Source organism: Paraburkholderia sp. 40 (assembly GCF_050434105.1).
GTDB lineage: Bacteria > Pseudomonadota > Gammaproteobacteria > Burkholderiales > Burkholderiaceae > Paraburkholderia > Paraburkholderia tuberum.
This window is the reverse complement of sequence record NZ_JBNPVY010000003.1, coordinates 189713-213902: the sequence shown is the minus strand read 5'-3', so window position 1 is coordinate 213902 and position 24190 is coordinate 189713. Positions and strand designations below refer to the sequence as shown.

The 24190-nt window shown below is 64.2% G+C and carries 19 protein-coding genes and 2 pseudogenes; 9 read left to right on the top strand and 12 right to left on the bottom strand.

All coding sequences use genetic code 11. From position 1 onward, the window contains the following. Positions 1-16 precede the first annotated feature (16 nt). Complete coding sequence (locus OKW28_RS16355) at positions 17-2710, bottom strand: ATP-binding cassette domain-containing protein (RefSeq protein ID WP_429447298.1); 2694 nt, start codon at positions 2708-2710, stop codon at positions 17-19. 378 nt (positions 2711-3088) lie between these two features. Here OKW28_RS16355 and OKW28_RS16350 point away from each other — a divergent pair, with 378 nt between their 5' ends. The 8 genes and pseudogenes from OKW28_RS16350 (at position 3089) to OKW28_RS16315 (ending at position 12358) form a co-directional block, all read left to right on the top strand. Next, positions 3089-4396 carry a glycosyltransferase family 4 protein gene (locus tag OKW28_RS16350; RefSeq protein WP_429447296.1) on the top strand — a complete coding sequence of 436 codons (1308 nt, stop codon included), beginning with the start codon at positions 3089-3091 and terminating at the stop codon, positions 4394-4396. Between the two features lie 120 nt (positions 4397-4516). Further along, entirely contained in the window at positions 4517-5119 is a 603-nt protein-coding gene (locus tag OKW28_RS16345; RefSeq protein WP_429447294.1) for a D-glycero-alpha-D-manno-heptose-1,7-bisphosphate 7-phosphatase, read from the top strand. Beyond that, complete coding sequence (waaF, locus tag OKW28_RS16340; protein ID WP_429447292.1) at positions 5116-6357, top strand: lipopolysaccharide heptosyltransferase II; 1242 nt, start codon at positions 5116-5118, stop codon at positions 6355-6357. Before OKW28_RS16345 ends, waaF begins: the two co-directional genes overlap by 4 nt. A 22-nt stretch (positions 6358-6379) precedes the next feature. Next, positions 6380-8125: a carbamoyltransferase family protein gene (locus tag OKW28_RS16335; protein WP_429447290.1), complete on the top strand. Its 1746-nt coding sequence runs from the start codon at positions 6380-6382 to the stop codon at positions 8123-8125. Beyond that, the gene (locus OKW28_RS16330; protein WP_429447288.1) at positions 8122-9210 is read left to right on the top strand and encodes a glycosyltransferase; all 1089 of its coding nucleotides are present in this window, start codon (positions 8122-8124) and stop codon (positions 9208-9210) included. The genes OKW28_RS16335 and OKW28_RS16330 overlap by 4 nt, the downstream gene beginning before the upstream one ends. Continuing rightward, a pseudogene (locus OKW28_RS16325) lies at positions 9207-10344 on the top strand (glycosyltransferase family 9 protein). Before OKW28_RS16330 ends, OKW28_RS16325 begins: the two are co-directional and overlap by 4 nt. Further along, positions 10334-11290: a glycosyltransferase family 4 protein gene (locus OKW28_RS16320; protein ID WP_429447286.1), complete on the top strand. Its 957-nt coding sequence runs from the start codon at positions 10334-10336 to the stop codon at positions 11288-11290. The pseudogene OKW28_RS16325 and the gene OKW28_RS16320 overlap by 11 nt, the downstream one beginning before the upstream one ends. A 51-nt stretch (positions 11291-11341) precedes the next feature. Further along, positions 11342-12358, top strand: coding sequence for a UDP-glucuronic acid decarboxylase family protein (locus OKW28_RS16315; protein ID WP_429447284.1), 1017 nt, complete (start codon positions 11342-11344; stop codon positions 12356-12358). 91 nt (positions 12359-12449) lie between these two features. Here the strand turns inward: OKW28_RS16315 and OKW28_RS16310 are convergent, their stop codons facing one another. The 8 genes from OKW28_RS16310 to OKW28_RS16275 form a co-directional block, all read right to left on the bottom strand. Beyond that, positions 12450-12659, bottom strand: coding sequence for a hypothetical protein (locus OKW28_RS16310; protein WP_429447282.1), 210 nt, complete (start codon positions 12657-12659; stop codon positions 12450-12452). A 265-nt stretch (positions 12660-12924) separates the two neighbouring features. Then, positions 12925-13182: a hypothetical protein gene (locus OKW28_RS16305; RefSeq protein ID WP_429447280.1), complete on the bottom strand. Its 258-nt coding sequence runs from the start codon at positions 13180-13182 to the stop codon at positions 12925-12927. A 265-nt stretch (positions 13183-13447) separates the two neighbouring features. Beyond that, on the bottom strand, positions 13448-14059 hold the full coding sequence (locus OKW28_RS16300) for a recombinase family protein (protein ID WP_429447278.1): 612 nt from the start codon (positions 14057-14059) through the stop codon (positions 13448-13450). Between the two features lie 71 nt (positions 14060-14130). Further along, the gene (locus OKW28_RS16295; RefSeq protein WP_429447276.1) at positions 14131-14253 is read right to left on the bottom strand and encodes a hypothetical protein; all 123 of its coding nucleotides are present in this window, start codon (positions 14251-14253) and stop codon (positions 14131-14133) included. 780 nt (positions 14254-15033) lie between these two features. Next, positions 15034-15435 (bottom strand): site-specific integrase, encoded by a 402-nt coding sequence (locus OKW28_RS16290; RefSeq protein ID WP_429447274.1) that lies wholly within the window; start codon positions 15433-15435, stop codon positions 15034-15036. 213 nt (positions 15436-15648) lie between these two features. After that, positions 15649-16095 carry a hypothetical protein gene (locus OKW28_RS16285; protein ID WP_429447272.1) on the bottom strand — a complete coding sequence of 149 codons (447 nt, stop codon included), beginning with the start codon at positions 16093-16095 and terminating at the stop codon, positions 15649-15651. Between the two features lie 371 nt (positions 16096-16466). Continuing rightward, positions 16467-17027 (bottom strand): hypothetical protein, encoded by a 561-nt coding sequence (locus tag OKW28_RS16280; RefSeq protein WP_429447270.1) that lies wholly within the window; start codon positions 17025-17027, stop codon positions 16467-16469. A 638-nt stretch (positions 17028-17665) separates the two neighbouring features. Then, positions 17666-17980: a DUF4148 domain-containing protein gene (locus OKW28_RS16275; protein ID WP_429447268.1), complete on the bottom strand. Its 315-nt coding sequence runs from the start codon at positions 17978-17980 to the stop codon at positions 17666-17668. A 645-nt stretch (positions 17981-18625) separates the two neighbouring features. Between OKW28_RS16275 and OKW28_RS16270 the strand changes: the two genes are divergently transcribed. Further along, positions 18626-19003, top strand: coding sequence for a hypothetical protein (locus OKW28_RS16270; protein WP_429447264.1), 378 nt, complete (start codon positions 18626-18628; stop codon positions 19001-19003). A gap of 67 nt (positions 19004-19070) precedes the next feature. Here the strand turns inward: OKW28_RS16270 and OKW28_RS16265 are convergent, their stop codons facing one another. From OKW28_RS16265 to OKW28_RS16255, 3 genes and pseudogenes are all read right to left on the bottom strand, one after another. Further along, positions 19071-21623, bottom strand: a complete 2553-nt coding sequence (locus OKW28_RS16265; RefSeq protein WP_429447262.1) for a DUF3772 domain-containing protein — start codon at positions 21621-21623, stop codon at positions 19071-19073. A 1070-nt stretch (positions 21624-22693) separates the two neighbouring features. Further along, the gene (locus tag OKW28_RS16260; protein ID WP_429447260.1) at positions 22694-23434 is read right to left on the bottom strand and encodes an SDR family oxidoreductase; all 741 of its coding nucleotides are present in this window, start codon (positions 23432-23434) and stop codon (positions 22694-22696) included. Positions 23435-23483: 49 nt separating this feature from the next. Beyond that, positions 23484-24167, bottom strand: a pseudogene (locus tag OKW28_RS16255) (acetate/propionate family kinase); the annotation flags it as partial. Positions 24168-24190 lie beyond the last annotated feature (23 nt).

Genomic DNA, 24190 nt, shown 5'->3' with positions numbered 1-24190 from the left:
TGAATCGCGCGCATCATTATCGCGGCAACGCCGTGTCCGTGCGCGACGGCGCCTGCGCGAGCCGCCGGATCGCGGCGATCAGTTCCGCGGGCGCCACGGGCTTGTGCAAGTGCGCGTCGAAACCCGCGGTGCGCGCACGCTGTTCGTCGAGTGCGTCCGTGTAGCCGGTCAGCGCGATCGCGGGCAGTGGGCTGCCCCGTATCGACGGCCGCCCGCCTTCCAGTGCGCGCAAACGGCTCAGCACGTCATAGCCATCTTCGCCGGCCAGCATCAGATCGCACAGCAGCACGTGCGGCCATTGCGCCGGGTCCGTCGCGTGCAGCCAGTCCAGCGCTTCGGTGCCCGCTGCACATAGCCGTACGCGTGCGCCGCTCGTGCTCAGCACCGCTTCGAGCGCGTCGCGCGCTTCTTCCTGGTCGTCGATCGCGAGCACGAAGAGGCCATCGAGCGGAGCGGGCTCCGCCGAATCCGGCGCCGTGGACGCCGACGCCAGTGGCGGTTGCGCATCCGCGACCGGCCGCAGCGGCAGCATCGCCACATAGGCGAGCCGCCCGTTCAGCGGCGTCAGCGTGAAGCTGCCGCCCACGGCCGCCAGCGCGCTTTCCATCTGCCGCGCCGCCGCCTGCGATAGCTCGGCCGGCTTGTCGCCCATGCCTAGCAAGCTGAACCACACGTGATTGCCGTGCCGCTCCGCGCGCAACGCGATGCGCTGCCCCGGGCTCGCCTGCGCGATCTCATTGCGGCACAACTCGGCGATCAACGGTTGCAGCACGCTCGGATCGCCGGTCACCCGCAGCTCGTTGTCGGACGGCTCCGCGTAGACGACGACGCGCTGCTCGGCGATCTCGTCGTGCAATGCATCGATCACACCCGCCGTCAATGCGCTGACGCTGACCGATCGCGCGGTCAGCCGGCGCTGCGCGTGTTCGAGTTCGCCCTGCTGCCATTGCAGCGACCACATCTTCGCGTACACGCCCTCGCGCGCGAGCAGTTCCCGATGCGTGCCCTGCTCGACCACCTGGCCGTGCTCCATCACCAGAATCCAGTCCGCGTCGACGACGGTAGAAAGTCGATGCGCGATCACGATCGAGGTGCGGCCTTGCGCGAGGCGCGTCAGCTCGGTCTGGATCGCGCGCTCGGAGCGCGTGTCGAGCGCCGAGGTCGCCTCGTCGAACACGATGATGCGCGGGTCCTTCAGAATCGCGCGCGCAATCGCGATGCGCTGCCGCTCGCCGCCCGATAGCCGCACGCCCCGCTCGCCGACGCGCGTGTCGTAATGGTCGGGCAAGCGCTCGATGAACTCGTCGAGCTGCGCCGCCCGCGCCGCCCGCACGACGTCCGCGCGCGTCGCCGACGGACGTCCATAGGCAATGTTGTAGGCGATCGTTTCATTGAACAGCACGGTGTCCTGCGGCACGATGCCGATGGCCTCGCGCAGACTGCGCTGCGTGACCATGCTGATGTCTTGCCCGTCGATGCGGATCATGCCGCGCTCGGGCCGATAGAGGCGAAACAGCAGCTTCACGAGCGTCGATTTGCCCGAGCCGCTGCCGCCGACCACCGCGAGCGTCTTGCCCGGATACGCGTGAAAGTCGACATCGCGCAGCACCTGACGCGTTGTGTCGTAGCCGAAATCGACGTGTTCGAACTCGATCAGCCCCGCGCCGACCTTCAGCGGCTGCGCGTCGCGCGCATCGATATCCTCGCCGACGCGGCCGCGCGCCGCCAGAATCACGAACATGCGCTCGACGTTGACGAGCGCGTCGTTGGTCTCTCGAAACACGAAGCCGAGCGTGTTCAGCGGCATGCAGATCTGGATCAGGTAGGCGTTCACCAGAATCAGATCGCCGACGCTCATGCTGCCGGCCACCACGTGCTGCGCGGCGAGCAGCATGACCGCCGCTACCCCGAGCGCGATCACCGCGCTCTGTCCCACGTGCAATGCGGTCAATGCGTTCTGGTTGGCGATGCGCGCGTGCACCCACTTTTCCAGCACGTTGCCGAGCCGTTGCGTCTCGCTCTCTTCGGTCGCGAAGTATTTGACCGTGTCGTAGTTCAGCAGACTGTCGACGAGCCGCCCGTCCGATTGCGCTTCGAGCAGATTGACCGCGCGCTGGAATGCGACACGCCGCCGCGTGAACACGAACGTATAGCCCGCATACAGCACGAAGGTCACGACGATCGCGAGCATGAATTCGCGCGCGTAGCTATGCACCATGATCGCGACGATCACCGCGATCTCGAAGAAGGTCGGCACGATCGTAAACAGCGCGGTGCCGAGCAGAAAGCCGATGCCGTCGGCGCCTTTCTGCACGTCGCGCACGATCGCGCCAGTCTCGCGCCGCGCATGAAAGCGCGCGCTCAACCGATGCAGATGCGCGAAGGTCCGCTCGGTCAGCGCCGCGACCGTGCGTTGCACGACCATGCTGAACACGACGTCGCGCGCCTCGTTCAGCGCGTCGCCGAAAAATCGTAGCAGCGCATAGGCGAGCACGAGGAACACTGGAAACGCCATATGCGCGAGCGGATGGCTCAGTTCGTCGACGATGTGCTTCAGCGTGAGCGGCATCAGCACGGTCGCGAGCCGCGCGGCGATCATCAGCGCGAGCGCCCCGCTGGTCTGCCAGCGATAACGCCATACCGCATGCGCGAGATCGCCGACGATTCGGCGCGTCAGTTCGGAGCGAGGCGGCGGGGCGGAATTCGGCATGAGGTCGTGGTGGGGGCACCCGGAAGAAACGTCGCACAAGTGTGGCGTCGCGCAAGCGGCGCGCCCGGGCGCAAGCAAAAAAGGCGCTGGCTCCAGCCCTTTTCCGCGCACTTCTTACTTATTAAATGGGCGGGGTCCTTCGCCCATCCTGGTACCGGCGCGGCGCAAGCGGTTCGAAGTTACATGACCGTATGTAGAAACAGGGGACGCCACAGCGCTTCTCTACCCACGGAAAAGGGCACGCTACAGCGCTTCGTACGGTTCCGCGCGACGTTTGCGTCGTTTGTCCGCACCGCAGGATGCGAATGGCACACCACATGCTGTGCGCCGCTTACGAAAGTCAACATCAATTGCCGCTCATCGCAGGAAGGAATGCCAATGAAGATCGCCCTGATCAGCGAACACGCGTCGCCACTTGCTGTCGCCGGTGGCGTCGACAGCGGCGGACAGAACATCTACGTCGCGAACGTCGCGCGTCAACTGGTGGAAATGGGCCATCAGGTCGACGTGTTCACGCGCCGCGATCGCGCACTGCTGCCCGAGCGCGTCGACATGGACGGCGTGCGCGTGATTCATGTGCCCGCGGGACCGCCGCGGCAATTGCCAAAGGAACGACTGCTGCCGTTCATGGACGAGTTCGCCGCGTTTCTGAGCGCGTTCTTTCGCCGCGAACCGCAGTCCTACGACGTGATGCACGCGAACTTCTTCATGTCCGGCCTCGCCGCGCTGCAAGTGAAAGCTGCGCTCGGCGTGCCGCTGGTCACGACCTTTCACGCGCTCGGCCGCGTGCGGCGTATCCATCAGGGAACGGATGACGGCTTCCCCGACGAACGCTTCGCGATCGAAGACGAACTGGTCGCAGGCTCGGACGTGCTCGTCGCCGAATGTCCGCAGGACGAGGCCGATCTGCTCGAACACTATCGCGCCGATCCAGCGCGCATCCAGATCGTGCCGTGCGGTTTCGATGCCGAGGAGTTCCTGCCCGTCGAGCGCGAAGCCGCCCGCGATGCGCTCGGCTGGCGCCAGCACGACTTCATCGTGCTGCAAGTGGGGCGGCTCGTGCAGCGCAAAGGCATCGACAACGTGGTGCGCGGAGTCGGCGTGCTGAAGCACACGTTCAACGCGTCGGCGCAGCTGTACATAGTCGGCGGCAATTCGGACGCGCCCAACGAAATCGCGACGCCGGAGATCGCGCGCCTGCGCGAGATCGCACGCGAATGCGGCGTCGCGGAGCAGACGAGCTTCGTCGGCCGGTGTGGTCGCAGGCGGCTGCGCTACTTCTACAGCGCCGCCGACGTGTTCGTGACGACACCCTGGTACGAGCCGTTCGGCATCACGCCGATCGAGGCGATGGCCTGCGCGACGCCGGTGATCGGCGCCGATGTCGGCGGCATCCGCTATTCGATCCTCGATGGCGTGACCGGCTTTCTCGTTCCGCCGCGCGATCCGCATGCGCTCGCCGCGCGTCTCGACCGCTTGCGGCGCGACCCCGCGCTTGCGCGCCGGATGGGCGAAGCGGGCCTCGAACGGGCGCGGGCCGGCTTCACCTGGCGCGGCGTCAGCGATGCGCTCGCGCAAATCTATGCACGCGCGGCAAGGCTCGCACCGACCAAAACATCGCTCGACACCGCGTCCGAGCCAGCGCAGCTACCGCTGCGAGCAGCAGCCGGAGCGTCGTCCCGTTGACGACGGCGCACGCCGCGCGAACCCGCACGGTGTGCGCATTTGGAACACGCCGCGGCCGGTCCAGCGGCTGCGGCGCGCCTTTTTCCGACTTTTGACCCAAGCTCGCGCATACGAACCATCATGACGCTACCCGCTGTGTTCATCGACAAGGACGGCACGCTGCTCGAAGACGTGCCCTACAACGCCGATCCCGCGCTGATGCGTTTCGCGCCGGGCGCGCGCGAAGCGCTCGCGCTGCTCGCCGCATACCCGTACGCGCTGTTCGTGATCAGCAATCAGTCCGGCATCGCGCTCGGCAAGTTCGAAGACAGAGCGCTGTTCGACGTCGAACGCCGGCTGCGGCAGATGTTCGCCGAGTGCGGCGCCACGCTCGCCGGCGCGTACTGGTGTCCGCATCACCCCGAGGGCAGCGTCGCGCGTTACGCGATCGTCTGCGACTGCCGCAAGCCCGCGCCCGGCATGCTGCTGCGCGCGGCCGAAGAGCATGAGCTCGATCTCGCCAACAGCTGGTTCATCGGCGACATTCTCGACGACGTCGAAGCGGGCAATCGCGCCGGCTGCCGTACGATCCTGCTTGACAACGGCCACGAGACCGAATGGCGAACCGGCCCGCAGCGCACGCCGAGCGCGCGCGCCGCCGGTCTCCACGAGGCCGCGCAACGCGTCGTATTGCACGGCCTGCCGCCGGGCACCGCGGCGCGCCGCAAGGAGGCGCCGCGGTGAACGCACCTCTGCCACTTGCGCCGCCCAAGCTGGCTCACGCGCGCGCGCCCGATACGTCGCAGCCGGTGTGCTGGGGCGGCGAGGTCAAACGGATTCTGTGCGTGCGCCTCGACAATCTGGGCGACGTGCTGATGACCACGCCCGCGTTGCACGCGCTGCGCGAGTCCGCCGATGACCGCCATATCACGCTGCTGGCGTCGCGCAGCGGCGTCGCGCTCGCGCCGTTTCTCGACGACGTCGATGATGTGATCGAATACGACGCGCCGTGGGTCGCGCCCGCGTCGACCGTGCCGCGCGATCTGCTCGACGATCACCGCATGCAGCAGCGGCTGCGGCGCGGCGGCTTCGACGCGGCGGTGATTTTCACCGTCTATAGCCAGAGCCCGTTGCCGGCCGCGATGCTGTGCTATCTCACGGGGATTCCGCGCCGCCTCGCGCATTGCCGTGAAAATCCGTACGCGCTGTTGACCGACTGGCTGCGCGAGCCGGAGCCGCAGCAGCGCACACGGCACGAGGTGCAACGCCAGCTCGATCTGGTGCATCACGTCGGCGCGCAGACGGGCGACACCGGCATGCGCTTTCGCGTGCCGCCGGCCGCGCGCCAGTCGCTCGACGCGAAACTGAGGACGCTCGGCATCTGCCGCCACACCGAGTGCCTCGTGCTGCATCCAGGTGCGACCGCTGCGTCGCGCCGCTATCCGGCCGAGCGCTTCGGCGAGGTCGCCACGCAGCTCGCGCGCGAAACCGGCGCCTCGGTGCTCGTGACCGGCGGCGCGGGCGAGCGAGCGCTCGTCGAGACCGTGATGCGCACGGCCGCGCCCGGCGCGCGCGCGCAGCTATACGACCTGAGCGGTGCGCTGACGCTCGCCGAACTCGCCGCGCTGCTCGAACGCGCGAGCGTGCTCGTGTCCAACAACAGCGGACCCGTGCATGTCGCGTCTGCGCTCGGCACGCCGGTCGTCGATCTTTACGCGCTGACCAACCCGCAGCACACGCCGTGGCAAACGCCGCAACGCGTGCTGTATCGCGACGTCGAATGCCGCTGGTGCTATCGCAGCGTGTGTCCGCACGGGCATCACGCCTGCCTGCTCGGCGTTCCGACCGACGAGGTCGTGCACGCGGCACTCGAATTGCGGCAAGCGCATGCGCATGCGCCGCGTCGTGGTGTATCGGAGCGCACCGGTCGCACCGATAACACGAGCACGCCGTCGCTGATCGATCAGCCAACCGTCCCCTGAACCCACTTCCACTGCTAATGCCATGTACACACTCGGAATCAATGCGGTCTATCACGACAGCGCCGCCGCGCTGCTGCGCGACGGCGTGGTGCTCGCCGCCGCCGAAGACGAACGCTTCACGCACGTCAAGCACGCGAAACGTCCGGTGCCGTTCTCGACCTGGCAGCTCCCGTTCGATGCGATCGACTACTGCCTGAAGGCCGCCGGCATTACGCTCGCCGCGATCGATCACGTCGCTTACTCGTACGACCCCACGCTATTCGGCGGCATGCCGAAGAGGCCGGGCGCGACGATCGAGCTGCCGTTCGATCCGGCCGGCACGCGCCCGGACAACCCGTCCGCGTCGCCGTGGGACCCGCTGTTCCTCAGCTATATCGCCAACGCGAAGGGCCAACTGCTCGACGGCGCGCCGCATCATCTGCGCAAGCGCTTCCAGGGCGTGGACCGCGAGCACGGCTTCGCATGGCACTTCGTCGAGCACCATCTCGCGCACGAGGCGAGCGCGTTTCTCGCCGCGCCGTTCGACGACACCGCCGTGCTGACGATGGACGGCCGCGGCGAGGGCGTGACGACCAGCATGGGGCAATTCGTCGGCGGCGAGTACAAGCGTCTGAAACAGGTCGAGCTGCCGCACTCGCTCGGGCTGCTGTACGAAGAGGTCACCGACTGGCTCGGCTTCCTGCACTCGTCGGACGAGTACAAGGTGATGGCGCTCGCGTCGTACGGCAAGCCGGCTTACGTCGAGGTGTTCCGCGAGATCGTCCGCTATCGGCAGGACGGCAGCTATACCGTCGACGCTCCGCGGCTGACCGAACGCTTCGGTCCCGCGCGCGAACGAGGCGGGCCGCTCGAACAACGCCATTTCGATATCGCCAATTCGTTGCAGCGCGTGCTCGAGGAGACCGTGCTGGAACTCGCGCACTGGCTGCATCGGCAGACCGGCTTGAGCCGGCTCTGCATGGCGGGCGGCGTCGCGCTGAACTGCGTGATGAACTCGAAGGTGCGCGACGCCGGGCCATTCAGCGAAGTGTGGGTGCAACCGGCGGCCGGCGACGCTGGCACCGCGCTTGGCGCGGCCCTGTGGACCGACTATCGCGAGCGTGCCGCGCGCGGCGACCGCGAACGTCACTGGAGAATGGATCATGCGTATCTCGGGCCCGAATACAGCGAAGCGGAAATCGAGCAGTTCCTGCGCTGGTCGAAAGTACCGTACCGGCGACTCGCCGATATCGCCGGCGAGACCGCCGATCTGCTCGCGCAAGGCAAGGTGATCGGCTGGTATCAGGGGCGCACCGAATTCGGGCCGCGCGCGCTCGGCGCGCGCTCGATTCTCGCGTCGCCGGTCGATCCGCGAATGCAGGCGAAGCTCAACGAGATCAAGGATCGCGAGGACTTCCGCCCGGTCGCGCCGGTCGTGATGGAAGAGGACGCCAACGAATGGTTCGTGAACGGCCAAACCGCGCCGTTCATGCTGTTCGTGTTCGACGTGCGCGCCGACAAGGCCGCGCGTATTCCGGCCGTGCGGCATGTGGACGGCACCGCGCGCGTGCAGACCATCAACCGCGCGCAGCACCCGCTGTACTACGACTTGCTGGCGGCGTTCAAGCAGCGCACGGGCGTGCCGATTCTCGTCAATACGTCGTTCAACACGCGCGGCGAGCCGATGGTGAATTCGCCGCGCGACGCGGTCGAGTCGTTCTGGACCTCGCCGCTCGACGCGCTCGTGATCGGCCCGTTCCTCGTCGACAAGGCGGGGGGCCGCGCATGAACGCCTCGGTCATGTGTCCGTCGCCCCTGCATGGCGGCGTGGCCGCGCGCTACAGCAGCGAAGATGCCGAGGAAACCGGCCGCACGTTGCGCACGCAGTCGTGGCCCGACGTGTCGGTGGTGGTGCCCACCTACCGCCGTCCCGCGATGCTCGCGAACTGCCTTGCCGCGCTATGCGCGCAGCAGTTCACGCCGCACCGCTACGAGATCGTGGTCTGCGACGACGGTCCCGACGACGCCACGCGCGCCTGCGTCGAACGATTCGCACGCGAGAAGGCGCCGCGCGGGCTGGAACTGCACTATCTCCCGGTCACGCGCACCCAGGGGCCGGCCGGCGCGCGCAACGCGGGCTGGCAGTATGCGCGCGCTTCGCTGATCGCCTTCACCGACGACGACACGCTGCCCGATCCGCACTGGCTGACGGCTGGCGTCGCGGCGCTCGCGCAAGGCGCGACGGCGGCCGCCGGCACGATCGTCGTGCCGCTGCCCTCGCCGCCCGATCTACCGACCGATTACGAAGCCGACGCGAGCGGCCTCGCGCGCGCCGAATTCGCGACCGCGAACGTGTTCGTCACGCGTGCGGCGCTCGTCGCGACCGGCGGCTTCGACGAACGGTTCACGTCGGCGTGGCGCGAGGATTCGGACCTGCAGTTCACGCTGCTTACCGCGGGCGGCCAGATCGTGCGCGCCCGCGACGCGGTGGTCGTGCATCCGGTGCGGCCCGCGCGCTGGGGCGTCAGCATCGCGCAGCAGAAAAAGAGCCAGTTCGATGCGCTGCTTTATCGCAAGCATCCCGAACTGTTTCGAACGCGCATCCGCTCGCGGCCGCCGCTACTGTACTACGCGATTCTCTCCGCCGCGTTGCTGGCGATCGGCGGTTCGTTCGCGGATCAGCCGATGCTCGCGGGCGCGGGTTTGATCGCGTGGTGCGGGTTGACCGGCTATTTCTGCGCGCGCCGGCTGCGCGGGCGCAACCACGGCTGGCGCCACGTCGCCGAAATGCTCTGGACGTCGATCCCCATTCCGTTTCTATCGATCTACTGGCGGCTCTATGGCGCCATCCGTTTCAAGGTGTTCTTTCCATGACCCCACCCTCGCTGCTGGCGGCGCTCGCGCCGCGCCGTATCGCCGTATTTCGCGCGCTGCAGCTCGGCGACATGCTGTGCGCGGTGCCCGCCTTGCGCACACTGCGCGCGGCCGCGCCGGATGCGCATATCGCGCTGATCGGACTGCCGTGGGCACGCGCGTTCGTCGAGCGCTATGCGGCGCTCGTCGACGAGCTGATCGTGTTTCCGGGCGCGGTCGGTTTTCCCGAGCAGCCAGAATCGAACGATGGCTTGCCCGCATTCTTCGCGCGGATGCGCGAGCGGCGTTTCGATCTGGCGATCCAGCTGCACGGCAGCGGCGGCATCGCCAACCATCTGCTGCATCAACTCGGCGCGTGTGCCGACGCCGGCTTCGTGCAGCCCGACGAGGTACCGCGCGAGGGTTGCTTCATCGATTGGCCCGATGCGCTGCCGGAGCCCGAGCGCTATCTCGCGCTGATGAGCGCACTCGGCGCGCCGGCGCACGACCGGCGTCTGACGTTCCCGCTCACCGAGCTCGACCTCGACGAGTACACCGCGCTGCGCACGTATCACGGCATCGAAGACGAGCGGCTCGTGCTGGTTCACCCCGGTTCGCAATTGCCGTCGCGCCGCTGGCCCGGCGAGCGCTTCGCGGCCGTCGCCGACCACCTCGCCGCCGACGGCTGGCAGATCGCGATCACCGGCACGGCCGCCGAAGCGCCGCTGACCTGCGCGGTGCTCGGCGCGATGAGCGCGCCCGCGCTGCATCTGGCGGGTGCGACGTCGCTCGGCGGACTCGCCGCGCTGGTCGCGCATGCGCGGCTCGTGGTCTGCAACGACACCGGCATCTCGCACATCGCCGCGGCGATGGCGAGCGCGTCGGTCGTGATCGCATGCGGCAGCGACACGCGGCGCTGGGCGCCGCTCGATCATGCGCGGCATCGCGTGCTGGCCGACTATCCGGCGTGCCGGCCGTGCATGTTCCGCGACTGCCCGTATGGTCATCCGTGCGCGCTGAACATGCAGGTCGAACAGGTGGTCGAGACCGCCCGCGAGCAGCTTGCGCGCGCTCCCGGCGCAACCAGGCGCGCCCTGCAGCCTGCATGAGGGGACCGTTTCGCTGTCTTTCGAGGATCTGCACCATGTTGCGTAATTGCCGCCGGCTGCGCGTGCTGACCTGGCACGTGCACGGCAACTACATGTATTACCTGAGCCAGACGCCGCACGATTTCTATCTGGTGACGAAACCCGGTCATCCGCCCGGCTATGCCGGCAAGGTCGGCGTATTGCCGTGGGGCGACAACGTGCACGAGATCGCAATCGACGACGTGGCCAACCACGAGTTCGACGTGGTGCTGTACCAGCATCGCACCCACTGGGACCACGACCGCGAGCACGTGCTGAGCACCGCGCAGCAACGTCTGCCACGCGTCTATGTCGAGCACGACCCGCCGCAGGAAAACCCGTTCGAGCAATGGCATTGGGTCGACGATCCGGGAACGCTGCTGGTCCACGTCACGCACTTCAACCGGCTGATGTGGGACAGCGGCGTCACGCCGACGCGCGTGATCGAACATGGCGTCGTGGTGCCCGACGGCGTGCGCTACAGCGGCGAACTGCAGCGCGGCATCGTGGTCGTCAATCATCTCGCGCAGCGCGGCCGGCGGCTCGGCGCGGATGTCTTCAGCGAAACGCGAACGCGCGTGCCGCTCGATCTCGTCGGCATGGACGCACAGCGGCTAGACGGCATCGGTGAAATCGGCAACCTCGATCTGGCCGCGTTCAGCGCGCGCTACCGCTTCTTTTTCAATCCGATCCGCTGGACCAGCCTCGGCCTCGCGATCGTCGAGGCGATGACGATCGGCATGCCGATCGTCGGTCTCGCGACGGCCGAGCTCGCCACCGTGATCCGCAACGGCGAAAACGGCTTCGTGCATACCGACGTCGACGCGCTCGTCGACGCCATGCTCGGGCTGCTGCGCGATCCCGGCGAAGCGCGGCGGCTCGGCGAAGGCGCGCGGCGCACGGCGCTCGAACGCTTTCATATCGACCGTTTCGCGCAGGACTGGCACGACGCGCTGCTGCACGTCACGGGGTGATGCCACGCTGCTTTTCAACGTTCATGCGGTCCAACCACAGGATCACGCACCATGAAAGAACTTACCCGCAAGCGCATTCTGGTCACCGGCGGCGCCGGCTTTCTCGGCTCGCACCTGTGCGAACGGCTCGTCGCGCAAGGACACGACGTGCTATGCGTCGACAACTTCTATACCGGTACAAAGGACAACATCGCGCATCTGCTCGACTGCGCGAACTTCGAACTGATGCGTCACGACGTTACGTTCCCGTTGTATGTGGAAGTCGATGAAATTTATAACCTCGCGTGCCCCGCGTCACCGATCCACTACCAGCACGATCCGGTGCAGACTACGAAGACCAGCGTGCACGGCGCGATCAATATGCTCGGGCTCGCCAAACGCATGAAAGCGCGGATTTTCCAGGCGTCGACGAGCGAGGTGTATGGCGACGCGCTCGTCCATCCGCAGAAAGAAGACTACTGGGGCCACGTGAATCCGATCGGTCCGCGCTCGTGCTACGACGAAGGCAAGCGCTGCGCGGAAACGCTGTTCATGGACTATCGCCGCCAGCATGGTCTGTCGATCCGCATCGCGCGCATCTTCAACACCTACGGTCCGCGCATGCATCCGTCCGACGGCCGGGTGGTGTCGAACTTCATGATGCAGGCGCTGCGCGGCGAGCCGCTGACCGTCTATGGCGACGGCTCGCAGACGCGTTCGTTCTGCTATGTCGACGACATGATCGACGCCTTCATCCTGCTGATGAACAGCGCCGACGATCCAGGCGGCCCGGTCAACCTGGGCAATCCGCACGAAGTGTCGATGCGCGAGGTCGCGCGGCGCATCGTCGCGGTGACCGGCTCCGCGTCGCCGCTCGAATCACGGCCGCTGCCGGCCGACGATCCGTGGCATCGACAGCCGGACATCTCGTTGGCGACAAAACTGCTCGGGTGGCAGCCGGGCACGTCGCTTGACGAAGGGCTGCCGCGCACCGCGCGTTATTTCCGCGCGCGCATCGAGGCGAGTCAGCACACGCCGCCGCGTGCGGGCACGGACGGCGCCGCAGTCACGTCCGCTCGCCTTCATTGAGCCAGCGGCGCAGCGCTGCCGCCGTCGCGGCGCCGTTCTTCACGCGATCACGGCGGCCCCTCGCCGCCCGTCGCGCCATCCACCTGTCCCGTCACATAGCTCGCGCGCGAACGCGGTCGCCGCCGCGCGGCCGATGCCGGAATCGCCGCCCGTGATCAGCGGTGCCCGCGAAGACGGCGGCCAGCCCAGCCGCGGCGCTTTGCACCATCTTGCGGCGCGTTTGCGACACGTGGTCCGCGGGCGTGTCGTTTTCCGCTTGCGACTCGCGATCCGGAGCGCTCGTCGATCGATCGTTGGACATCGGCTTCTCCTTCATCGAGCTGCCGACGACCGAGCAAGGCATCTACCCTTCAATGCGTTTCATTTCCGACGCTTGCGTAAGCAGGCGTGGCGCGCGCCATACCGTTGAAAGCGGGCGGCCTTGCAAGTCTCGCGACGCGCAAAAAAAGAAGCGGCCACCAGGGCCGCTTGGGGAGCAGTGCCACGAAGGCCGCTCAAAAGCCGTGCGGCGAAGGGCGAGTGCGCTATGGCATAGGGTAAAGCTCTGGCGCAGCGGTCTTGCGCATTCAGGAGGAACGGATGGTCGACTCAGTGTCGGTCGCCAGCACGGTCATCGGTCCCGAGCTCAACGCGGCCGAGATAATCGCGAGGCGATCCGCAGGGCAATCGACCAGATCGACGCTCAGCGACTCGCGTCCGCCCGCGTTGTTCACGTGGGCGGACCAGCCGCACACTTGCGCACGATGTTCGATCAGGCTTTTCCAGACCTCGACGACTCGCAGTGATCCCGGGCTTGCATAAACAGTCAGACGTTTTACGTTCATGGCGTTCACACGGCATCGCGCCGCGCCTCGGATTCGGATCTCAGGCATTGATATGGTTTGTTGTACGTTGAGGTTAGACGTATGAACTTTCAAAGCAAAGCAGATGCCCCTGACCGTAACAGTTACGTTACGGACAGGAGCATCTGCGCACATGTCAGAACGGAATGGCGCGTTTCACGCGATGAGTCGTGCGAAACGCGCCGCGCGGGCTGCACGATCAGCGATGCGGTAAGAAGGTGACGCAAACGGCTCCGGCACGCAATTTCTACACGGCTGGCGTGTCCGCGCGAATGCGCATCACGGTCTGACGCGACGTGCCGAAGCGCCGCGCAACCTCGCTGACCGACTGTCCTCTGCCGAGCGATTGCAGCACGCGTTGACGCTGCTGCTCGGAAAGCGACGGCGGCCTGCCCGTATGCTTGCCGCTCGCGCGAACGGCCGCGAGACTGTCGCGGCTGCGCAGGCTGCGGCACGCGGCGTCGAGCCGCACCAGCGCGCGCAATGCCTTCACCGCCGAGGGCTCTGGGCGCCCGGCCAGATCGGTATGGCCGACTTCGACGCACCGCAGCGCCACGCCGGCCTTCCGGCACTGCATCACGGTGGCGAGGATGTCGCGCGCGTTGCAGCCCAGCGCGGCCAGCTCGAGCACGACGAGCGTGTCGCGCGGCGCGAGTCGTCGGATCAGACTCTGCAGCTCGGGGCGGTCGCGCGCCTGCGCATAGGTCGGCAGATCTTCGACCACGACCCGCGCGAGCGTGACCATGTAGCCGGCCTTGTCGAGCCGGATCAGCGCCTGCTCGTGCCGAACCGCATCGTGCGCGCCGAACAGATAGATGTGTAGTTTTTCCACTTCGCCTTCGTAGTCACGATCCGCCATTAGCGGCGCTATTACGTCGGGGTTCCGGTTTTTCGAGCGACGACGCCTGGACACGCCGTCACTCATCGCGCTCAGGGCTGCCGCTGGCCGCCCTGATGCGTCGGAGGAGTCTGGTTCTGTTGCTGCTGTCCGCTGTCGCGGCCGGGCTGCGCCGGATTCGACGGCTGACGATTCGAGTTCTTGTCCAAAGTCATGACGCTCTCCTATGTGAGATTGCGGGTGACCGTGGCTAACCGCGGCCATCGTGATCAACCCGCAACCAGCGTTCCCGGTCCTGCCCGCGCCAGAGCGTTGCGGCGCCGGCATGCAAGCGCCTGGCGATGACGCTTCCGCTGGCGATGCAAGCAGCCCGGTGGAGGAATTTTCAAAGTGTATCAACCGCGTTGAACGTCCAATACGGTTGGCGTCGGTATTGGCGCGATTGAACTGTCATTACGTGGGCGGTGGAGGCGCGGCAAGTGACGGCCGCGTGTCGGGGAACCGCAATCGGGGAACCGCAATCGGGGATGACCGCGGAATCCGTCTGACGGGAAGGCATGTGGCGCCCTGCTCAATGCTCGGCGACAGAGCGGCCGCAGATACGAGCCGACGCGAAGAACGCGACGGCTCGCTCGCCTCTTTACTGAAGCCGGCTGCGCAGCGTCTTCGCGGCGGCGAACATGTTCGTGAGCGCGGGAATCACTTCAGCCCACTGACGCGTGTTCGTCCCGCTCGCGCATCGTCATCGTTATCCGTTCTATTACTACCATCGAAGCTCCCCGTGCCGGACAACCGGCGGCCGGGCTGACGCCCTTCCCTTGTGGGCATTATGCGGTGACAACATCGCTTCGCTTTGCGCATCCGGACCGAGGTGCATGACTTCAGCAGCCCGCATCCCGGTCCTGGCGAGCAACAATATGATTGCTGTGTTCCGCAGCGGCTGAAGCGTAGCAGCGTCGACCCGCACTTGATGAGTTGTTCCACATCATCGTTCGTCAGGCTGGCTGGAAGCGTCGCGTGACGCCATCTCGGATTCGAGGTAGTGCTTCCTCGAGACCGGACGGCACAAGACCCATCGCGGTGAGAAACCGCAGCATCGCGCGCAGCGCGACGATTGGCGAATTCGATGGTCGGCGCCTCTTGCTCGAAAGTTCGCGGTGCAGATATCCGCGGAGATCTTCGATTGACAGGTCTTGCCAATTCGGTGGGTCGTCGCAGCACCAGACGTCCTGGAAGCCTCGGACAAACCGGCCGTACTTCCGGCGGGTGCCCTCTGCGAGGCCCTTGACGGTGCCCAGATACGCGTCAAACTCGCTGAGGAATTCGGCCGCGCACGAAATCGAACGTGCGCGCGTCGCGGTACGTTGCTTGCCGCACGTCAGTTCAGACTGTGCCATGAACTTCTCCTTACCGGCCACCACGGCCGGTAGGAAAAGTGCAGGATGATGCGAACCGTTGCAACCCGGTTCGGCTCGCGCGATCCCGCCTGCAAAATGGCGGTAGCGCCGTCGTCTGCATGGCGCTTCGCCTGATTTCCCGTCGAGGGTAATCGTGAATATCTTAAGCTTCAGATATTCACGAATCCCGGCCGACCCTCTATACCTCTTCTCTCAGATCCCCTGCAACGCGATATCGCCCAATACACCGAAAAGCAGCCCGGCCAGACGCCCACACCATGCCGCGTAATGCGTGCCCTCATGACCGGGCAAGCCAGCCTGACGTGCCACGAAACGACTGCATAGCGATGGCACGAACAGTGCGGCCAACGCCGCCACGCCTGTCGCCATCACCAGTTCAAAAACCAACGGCAGCGGTGCTAGCTGCTGCGTGTCAGGCAGGAAGTAGCACACTGCATCCATCGCACAGCAGGCGATCACCCAACTGCCGAGGACGTTGCCTATGAATCGGTCTCTATGTGCTGCCACCCTCATAGCCCTTTCCTTCAGTTTCGTTCCCAGCGCGAGGTGCTTGCGGCTGGCCGAGACAGCAGCCCAATGTTCATGCGTCACACGCCCGGGCAAATACGACGGCTGATCGGACCGGGCACTCGTGAGCATCTGGGTTGGCCGCCGGATATCCGGACTTTCTATCTGCGGTCGTCGCACAACCATCATTTAAGTCAAATACGCCCGATTTGTCAACTATGACTTAAATATCATGTATGAATGTAAGATCGCATTCGAAGTAAGAATTGTTGCCGTCGGCCAAGCCGTTTGTCTCAAATCACAACAGGCGACCGCGGCGTGAACGACGGCCCTGCCCTTCTGCCGTGTCAGACCGACTCTGGTTGAGCGGAAAGCTCGTACTGCAAGAGTCGTCGTGCAGGATGAGAGAACAACTCTCGGCTTTTCCACAGGCCACCTGACGGGAGTAAGCGCTCAAGCGCTCGCTCCCCGTCGACAACGCGAGCGTGGTCGGCGTGCCTGGCTCAGTAACCTGGCGGAGGCGCCGTATCAAAGGCCGGCGGCGGAGGCGTCGCTTCGTCGTGCGTCCGATACACATTGGCGGCGCTGCGCGGGACCGGCACACGTTCGCCATTTGCGTACATGCACTGAACGTACGCCTGGTCGTAGCGGTGTTGAAGGCTGGCGGCCGAGCTTTGCGCCATGCCGGCGCCGATCATGCTGCCGCCGAGCAGACCTGCGCCTGCGCCGACCGCTGCGCCGCGGCGGCCGTTGAACGCCGCACCGGCCGCCGCGCCGAGCGCGGTGCCGACCACCGTACCGCCGAGGGCGCCTGTCGCTGCGGCCTGTTGGGTGCTCACGCCGCCGGTCTGCTGAGAAGCAAATTGCTGGCACGTCGCGTCGTCGGCGCGGAATTGATCGAAAGACTTGCCGGTGCCGGGCAGGGCCATCACTGTGGGACCTGTCGGCATGCCAGCACAGCCGTCGAGCGCGATGATGCAGCCCAGGCTGACCGCGGCGGTGACTAGCGCGGATACGCCCCGTTTCGTGCGCATTGCCAGAGAGAGGGAATTCATTTTGCTCATGTCATTTCGGCCCGGTTGGCCTCACCGGCACTTCCACCCAGCCGCTCGAACACCCCTTCACGTACGGGTAATATTTTTTTGTCACCGGGCAATACCACCAGGTACCCGACGGCGGACTCGTCTGCGTTTTTTCGACGTAGACGGTGCTCGGGGTTGGCTGGACCGACTGGACGACGAGTGGGGCGGGCGCAGCGTAGACGACGGCGGGTGGCGCCATCATCATGGGGGGCGGGATACCCACAAGGACACCGACCCTCACATGCGCTTGCGCGGTGCTATTCAGGCATACGGCCGTAGTCGCGGTCAGCGCAAGCAAAACTATCCTGAATCTCACAAACTTTCTCCTATTCGATGAAGCGGGCCTGCCGCGATCCGGCGCAAAACGGTAAGGCCATGGCGCAAAAAACCGAACGGGTTCAACCTGGGCGAATTCCGCTGCGCGACAAAAAAGGGAATCTCGTTGGTGCTGGTTGAAGTGAATCCCCGCGTGGCCGAACCTGGTGATTCCGGGGTCGGCCGACCCCGAATGCAGATTCCCGACATCTACGCCTTCCGCTGAACCTCGCGTCCGGAGGGGTACGCCGACGTCGCTATGGAAAGCCAGACAAGGCTGCGGCTTGCCCCGCCGTGATGTCCAATCAACTTTCGTTGTAGATAGAACGATACGAGGCCAGCTGAGACATTGCCGGTACCCCCGAAACTGCGGAGCCCAGTTTCACGCCACCGTGCCCACTGAACGCCTGCTGTTGAGCCGCCACGCTCGCCAGGGCCGCGTGGATGTTCGCCGGATAGTGTGCGTCACCGTTGGGGTGGTCAGAGCCCGTTAGCTGCAGTCGGATGACTTCTTCGTGCACTAGCTCACGCGTCAGAGGACCGTTGCCCTGAGCAGAGGTGCCCGTGGGGAGAGCGATGACTGACACGACAGTGAGAACGGGCATGAACGCTTTAGCCATGATGAAGCTTCCAGTCTCGAGCGCCAGGAACAACAGACGCCGGGTTAACGAAACAACGACCAGGCAAGGTCCTTGAAGCCCGTGTGCCCGTTCCGTTGAGGTCCGTCATTTTCTTATCGTTTAATCACAAATAGCTCTCTTCAATACATTGTTTCCGAGCTTGCAACGTCGAGAGGCATCTATCCGCGCGCAGCGGTCGCGAAACGACAGGGCGCCGGACCGAACGGCGATCTCGGGGCGCGGAGCCCTCGTGCTGCGGCGTGCATTTGATGACGGCCGCCCAACCGGCGTAATTTGCGAGCGGACGGCGAATGTATGAAACGGCAACTCACAATTGCGCGCGTCGAATAACGACGCGCTGTCGTTATACTGCAACCCACATCCGACACAGCATGTGCTCAGTTTTGCGGTGGATACCGGCTCCGTTATTTACAAAGGATTAGCCAGCACAACGATTCACGTCCAAGCGCAGACAATCGGACACTGAAGTTATTCACGAGATCGTGCAGCACGCGTTGCGCAGCGCAGCTACGGCATCCACTGCAAGCGGGGCTATAGATGTGCTCGGCGACGCGCTGCTCGAAGTCGAGCGCCTGGTCGCAAATACAAAGCCGCTACCCTTCCTTTAACCCATAGGAGTCTTTAATGAAAAAGTGGTTTGCCGCGCTGCTGATTTTATTCGCAGCGAGTTCGCATGCAGCCGGCGATTCCTCGATGAACGCAACGGTTGAAAGCGTCGCAGGTACGAATCAGGTCGGCGGCTTCGTGGTGCTACGGTCAGCGGACAGCAAGTGCCGTTATTACGGTGTACTGCAGCAGACTGCTCGTGCGCCGCGTGGCATGGCAGAGAACATCGCTGCACTGATCCAGGACGGAAAAGTCTATGACTGGATGACAGTTATCAGTTACTCGGAATGCCTGCAAGCGAACGGAACCTATACCAGGGAACGCGTTTCGCTGGATTCGCCCGGCGGAAAGCGGTTCCGCGTGGGCGATAGCGTAGAGCTGCGATCACCGGTGTAACGAGGGCCAGCAAGCCACCGATAACGGCTTTTACCAGTCCCATGACCGCGAGAAATCACTTCGACGACTATCTATTTTCGCTGATTGCAGACAGGACACGGAGCTCTACCGGACCGGAATTGCGATCGGTGGGTTCCTGGTTCGAGATGATATCGCTCATACTTCGGACTACGACGGTTCGAGAGATCGACAGCGGTATTTCTGCAGCACGTAGTCGCTTCAGGACTGCAAATAGCAGATCGCTTCTGGTATCCCCGGCGATTCTCGGGCTACCGACATAGCCGGTAACAGTCAATGTCATACCGTCAGGCGTCAACTGGCTAAAGATCACCGATGGCGCGGGACGATCGAGAACCGATGGGTGATCCAGATAAGCTTGCAGAAGAACATCGCGCACCTGTTCCGGATCGACGTCCAGCGCAAAAGTAAGGGCCAGTGTGACAACCCCCTGCGTTTTGTTTCCCATTGTCACGTTGCGCACATTCTGAGAAATCAGGTGCGAATTCGGAACGATCACCGTTGATCTGTCTGCGAGCTGTATTTCGGTCGCACGTACACTGATGCGCCGGATATCGCCTTCAATGCCGGTGATACTGATCATGTCGCCTACTTTGACCGGCCGTTCAGCAAGCAATATCAGCCCGGAAATGAAGTTTTTAACGATTTCCTGCAGACCAAAGCCGATGCCTACCGACAATGCGCTGACGATCCACGCCAGGTTATGCCATTTCACGCCGAGTACGGCCAAGGTTTGCAGCGCGACGAGGACATAGCAGACGTTGGCGAAGACCGTCACCAGCGACGCGCGCATACCCGAACTCATTTGCGTCTTGGGCAGAAACTCGGCGTCCAGCCATTTGCGCATGAGCCCAACCAGATACAGGCAGACTGCACAGGTAAAGATAGCGCTGAAGATATGGGCGGGAACAATATTGAGCGCATGTAATCGCTCGCCAACGAATACGTCGAGAATGCTATCGACCAGATCTCGGGGCGTTGTCCCGAGGCCGCCCGTTAGCAGTGCGATGACTGCGGCGAGCATCAATGCGCTGCGAAGAATGGCGGAGAGTACCGTTGCCACCTGTTCGAGATGAACATCTTGCAGGCCGAATAGATGCCTGATTGTTTTGCCGCTGGCGTGGCATGGCGAAAATACGGTTTCGCAAACATCATGAGCGAGCTTCGTCAGCAGATAAACGCTGCTCAGTACGAGATCGAACCAGACCAGTTCGTAAGTCAGGAACCGCGCGAACGAAACATAACCACAGAGCAATGCAATCAGAGAAGCTCCGACGGCAAGGCTGACGGCGGCATGAATAATGCCAGCGAGGGTAGAACGCGCCTCAGGCGATTCTCCGGCAGCGGCGAGCGCAGTGAGTACCCGGTTTGCGCGTAAAAGCGACATCCCGATGGTCAGAGCGACCACCAACGCCACCACGCCGCGAGTAAAGAGCGTAAGTTGCACGCTGGTGTCGACGGCCCGGTTGATCTGCTCGATGGCTCCTGAAAACAGCAGCAATGCGGCCAGTGTCCATGGGAAAGGGCGTAGCGCGCGAGCGACGGGATCCGCGATGGCCGGCAACCGCCATGACGGATGTCGTGTGCAAAGCAATGCCCGGCCGAGAGCAGCGACCAGCGCGCAAGTCACAACATGTTTGATGATTTCGCTCGCGAAGCCTTGCAGCGCAGGAGGCAGCGCCTGCTGACGGGTCAACGCGAAGTAGAGCAGATCAACGGCACATATGGTGGTCACCACAGACGCGAACACGGTCGAGATCGCCATCGCGCTGCGCCGTAGCCGGCCTTCCGGAAGGCGGCGTAGGCAGAACCGTTCTGATGCTCTGTCAAGAAGCCGCGTTCCAATCGTTGCAACGGCCAGGGCGAGCAGCACAAGCAGGGCGGTTGCAACCCGCTGCCCCGGTTGCCATGTCGTTTGAATCTGCCTGTCGATCTGCGCATTGAAGTCTCGCAGACGTTGATAGTCAGCCGTGTCCGGGCGGAGCGCCGACGCCCAGAACGCGGCGCTGACTACGCTGTCGGAACGAAGGGCCAGTTGATCTTTCAGATGGTTTTGCAGCAGTCGCGTGATCTGGGCGCTCAGGTTGGCAAGGTTCTCCTTGATCGTTGCCGCCTGCTTGAGTTCGGCATCGAGTTGCAATTGCTGAGCAGCGAGAACGCTGCGCTGTTGGGCGACCGCGGGAGTTTCCGCGGCGGATTCGGAAGCGGGTGCTGTTCCGAGTACGTCGAGCTGGGCGTGCGTTTTCGCGCGATCGGGCTCCAGCGACGTGGTTATCAGCCTGTCGACGTCTTCGGCGACGCGCCGGCTCAATGCGTCCAGCCCGGACAGTTGCGCGTCGCTTGTTGCCGTCGAAGCACCCTGCCGGATCTGGTCCTGTTTTTCCTGAAGCGCACCGAGCCTTTGTAATGCCTCGGAGCCCGCGCCCATGGATGGCGAAGAATCAGCAGGAGCATCTATGCTAAGGGGCGGCAGCGTCGCTGCGTTGGAGACAACCGGAATCAGGCCGAACATCGTCAGCGCGATAAGGTGAAAAATGACTGCAACTATTTGTCGCGCGGCGGAAGCGCGGCGAAGAGTATGCATTTGAGAGATCTGGCTCATGCACGCGATACCTATGTAAGCGGTGTTGCATTCGGTCGCGGCCGGGCGTGAAATGAGGGAGCCGCACTGCGATAGGAGAGCAAGCTTAATGAATCATACGTGATTATAATATCATATATGATCGATACGGCAAATATGAAGGGTGGGTGTACGGTCAGCGCTTGGCCCGCTGATGTGCGATGGGGGCCGCTACTGGTCGGAGCTCAGGGTTACCACGGCGTCTGGATGACCGGCCAGGCGGATGGCGACCATTTCCATTTATTTGGGACGTACATTGGCCGTAGGCGGTTACCGTCTGGATCCGTGGGTGTAGCGACTTGCGTTTGAAACCGGGCGTGCTTGCGATCGACCCGTTTTCCGACTCGAAATAGCTGCAGCTGACGGAACGCGCGTGCTCGGATTATCGGCAAGTGTGCTTGCATTCAGCCACGCGCGCTTGCATTCCATCGCCGCCTGCACGAATTGGTTGCAAATGACGAGCATCGGGAGCATCGACATGGAACGGAGCAACGCATTGCCGGATTCGATCCGAGCAGCGATTGAGGCGCACGGCGGTGCGGCGCGATGGGCCGAACTGGCGGAGATCGAGGCGACGGTTTCCGCCTGCGGCCTTCTGTTCACCGCAAAGCGACGGCCAATACTGCGACAAGTGCAGGTTCGCGCGTCGACACACGAGCCTCGCTTCGCTTTCAACGATTTTCCGCATGTTGGCGAAACGAGTGAACTTCAAGGAGAGGAACTTGTTCGCGTCGTCGGGCGAGACGGGGCTATCCTGGCTCGCCGCGACGGACCGCGAACAGCATTTCGTGGCTGGCGACGGCAAATCTACTGGGACGACCTCGACTTTGTCTATTTCGGCGCCTACGCGTTCTGGAACTATCTGACAGCACCTTTCTTATTCTTGCGCGGCGGCTTTACGTTCAAAGAACTTCCGCCACTGGCGACTTCGGCCGGGATATGGCCAAGAATCCGGGCGACCTTTCCCAGCGACATTCCAACGCACAGCCGGGTCCAGGATTTCTATTTCGATAGGCAACATCGCCTTTGCAGGATCGATTACACCGCCATGGTTATCGGACGCTGGGCGCGGGCCGCTCACATCTGCGAGGACTTTCGCGAATTCGATGGATTCCTGGTACCGACTCGCAGGACGGTAAAGCCGCTGCCGGTTGGCAATGCTCCATTGCCAGCTCCGACTCTCGTCGCGATCGAGGTCCACGATTTTCGACCAAGGCCTTCTGATTGACGCCAGTCCAATCGGCCGCTGCGACTGACGAAGCAAGGCGGATGCCCTGCGGACCCAGTTCATGGGCGAGGTAACGCGCGCACGCTTCGAGCGCGGCCTTCACGGGTCCCATGACGCTATAGTTCGGCACGACCTTGCTTGCGCCGTGATAGCTCATGGTGAGCAGCGTGCCACCTTTATCCATGAGGGGCGCGGCAAGCGCGGCCATATGCACGAAGGAATGGCACGAAATGTCCATTGCTTGCGCGAAGCCCTCGCTCGAGCAGTGCAACAGCCCGCCCTGAAGGTCGTCCTTCGGTGCCCACGCAATCGAGTGCAGCACGATGTCGAGGCGTCCCCAACGCTGGCCTATTTCGGCAAACACCGCGTTGAGCTGGTTCGCATCGGCGACGTCGAGCGGCAGGAGCATGTGAGCATCCAATTCCTGCGCGATTGGCTCGACCCAAGCTTTGGTCTTTTCCGTGGCATACGTAATCGCAAGGTCAGCGCCGAGTTCGCGAAACGCCTTCGCGCACCCGTATGCAATTGAGTGTTCGTTGGCTATGCCCGTGACGAGCGCCTTCATGCCCTTCAGCAGTGGGCCTGCCTGTCCGCTGTTTTCCGTTGACATCGCTTTACTGCACGACAGCGCGCGTATGGCGCGCAATCATCAGTTCTTCGTTGGTCGGAATGACCCACACCGGTATGCGGCTTGAAGCGGTGGTCACGAGCGGTCCGCCCTTGAGATAGCAGCGCCGTCCAGTTCAGCACCGAGCCACTTCGCTCGCTGCACGACAGCCTCGCGGACCGCCGCCGCGTGCTCGCCTATGCCGCCGGTAAACACGAGCGCGTCGATGCCTTCTATGGCGGCGGGCAAGCGAGCCCAGCTCGCGCGAGATGCGATAGACGAAAAGATCGACCGCGAAGCGGGCGCGAGGATCGTCGCTTTCGAGCAGCGTGCGCATGTCCGCGGAGACGCCCGATACGCCGAGCAATCCAGACTTGCGATACAGGAGAACCTCCACAGCACGCACATCCATGCCCTGTTCTTCCATCAGGTACAGCACCACGCCGGGATCGAGATTGCCGCAGCGGATGCCCATCGGGAGGCCATCAAGGGCAGTAAAGCCCATCGAGCTGGCCACGCTCGCGCCCGCCACGAGGGCGCACATGCTCGCGCCGTTGCCGAGATGCGCAACCACAGTGCGCCCGGCGGCTGCTCCGGGTGCGACGTGGGGCAACACGCTGGCGATGTACTCGTACGACAGCCCGTGAAAGCCATAGCGGCGCACGCCGAGGTCCGTGATTGCCGCCGGGAGCCCTCACTGACGGGTTGGCGGCA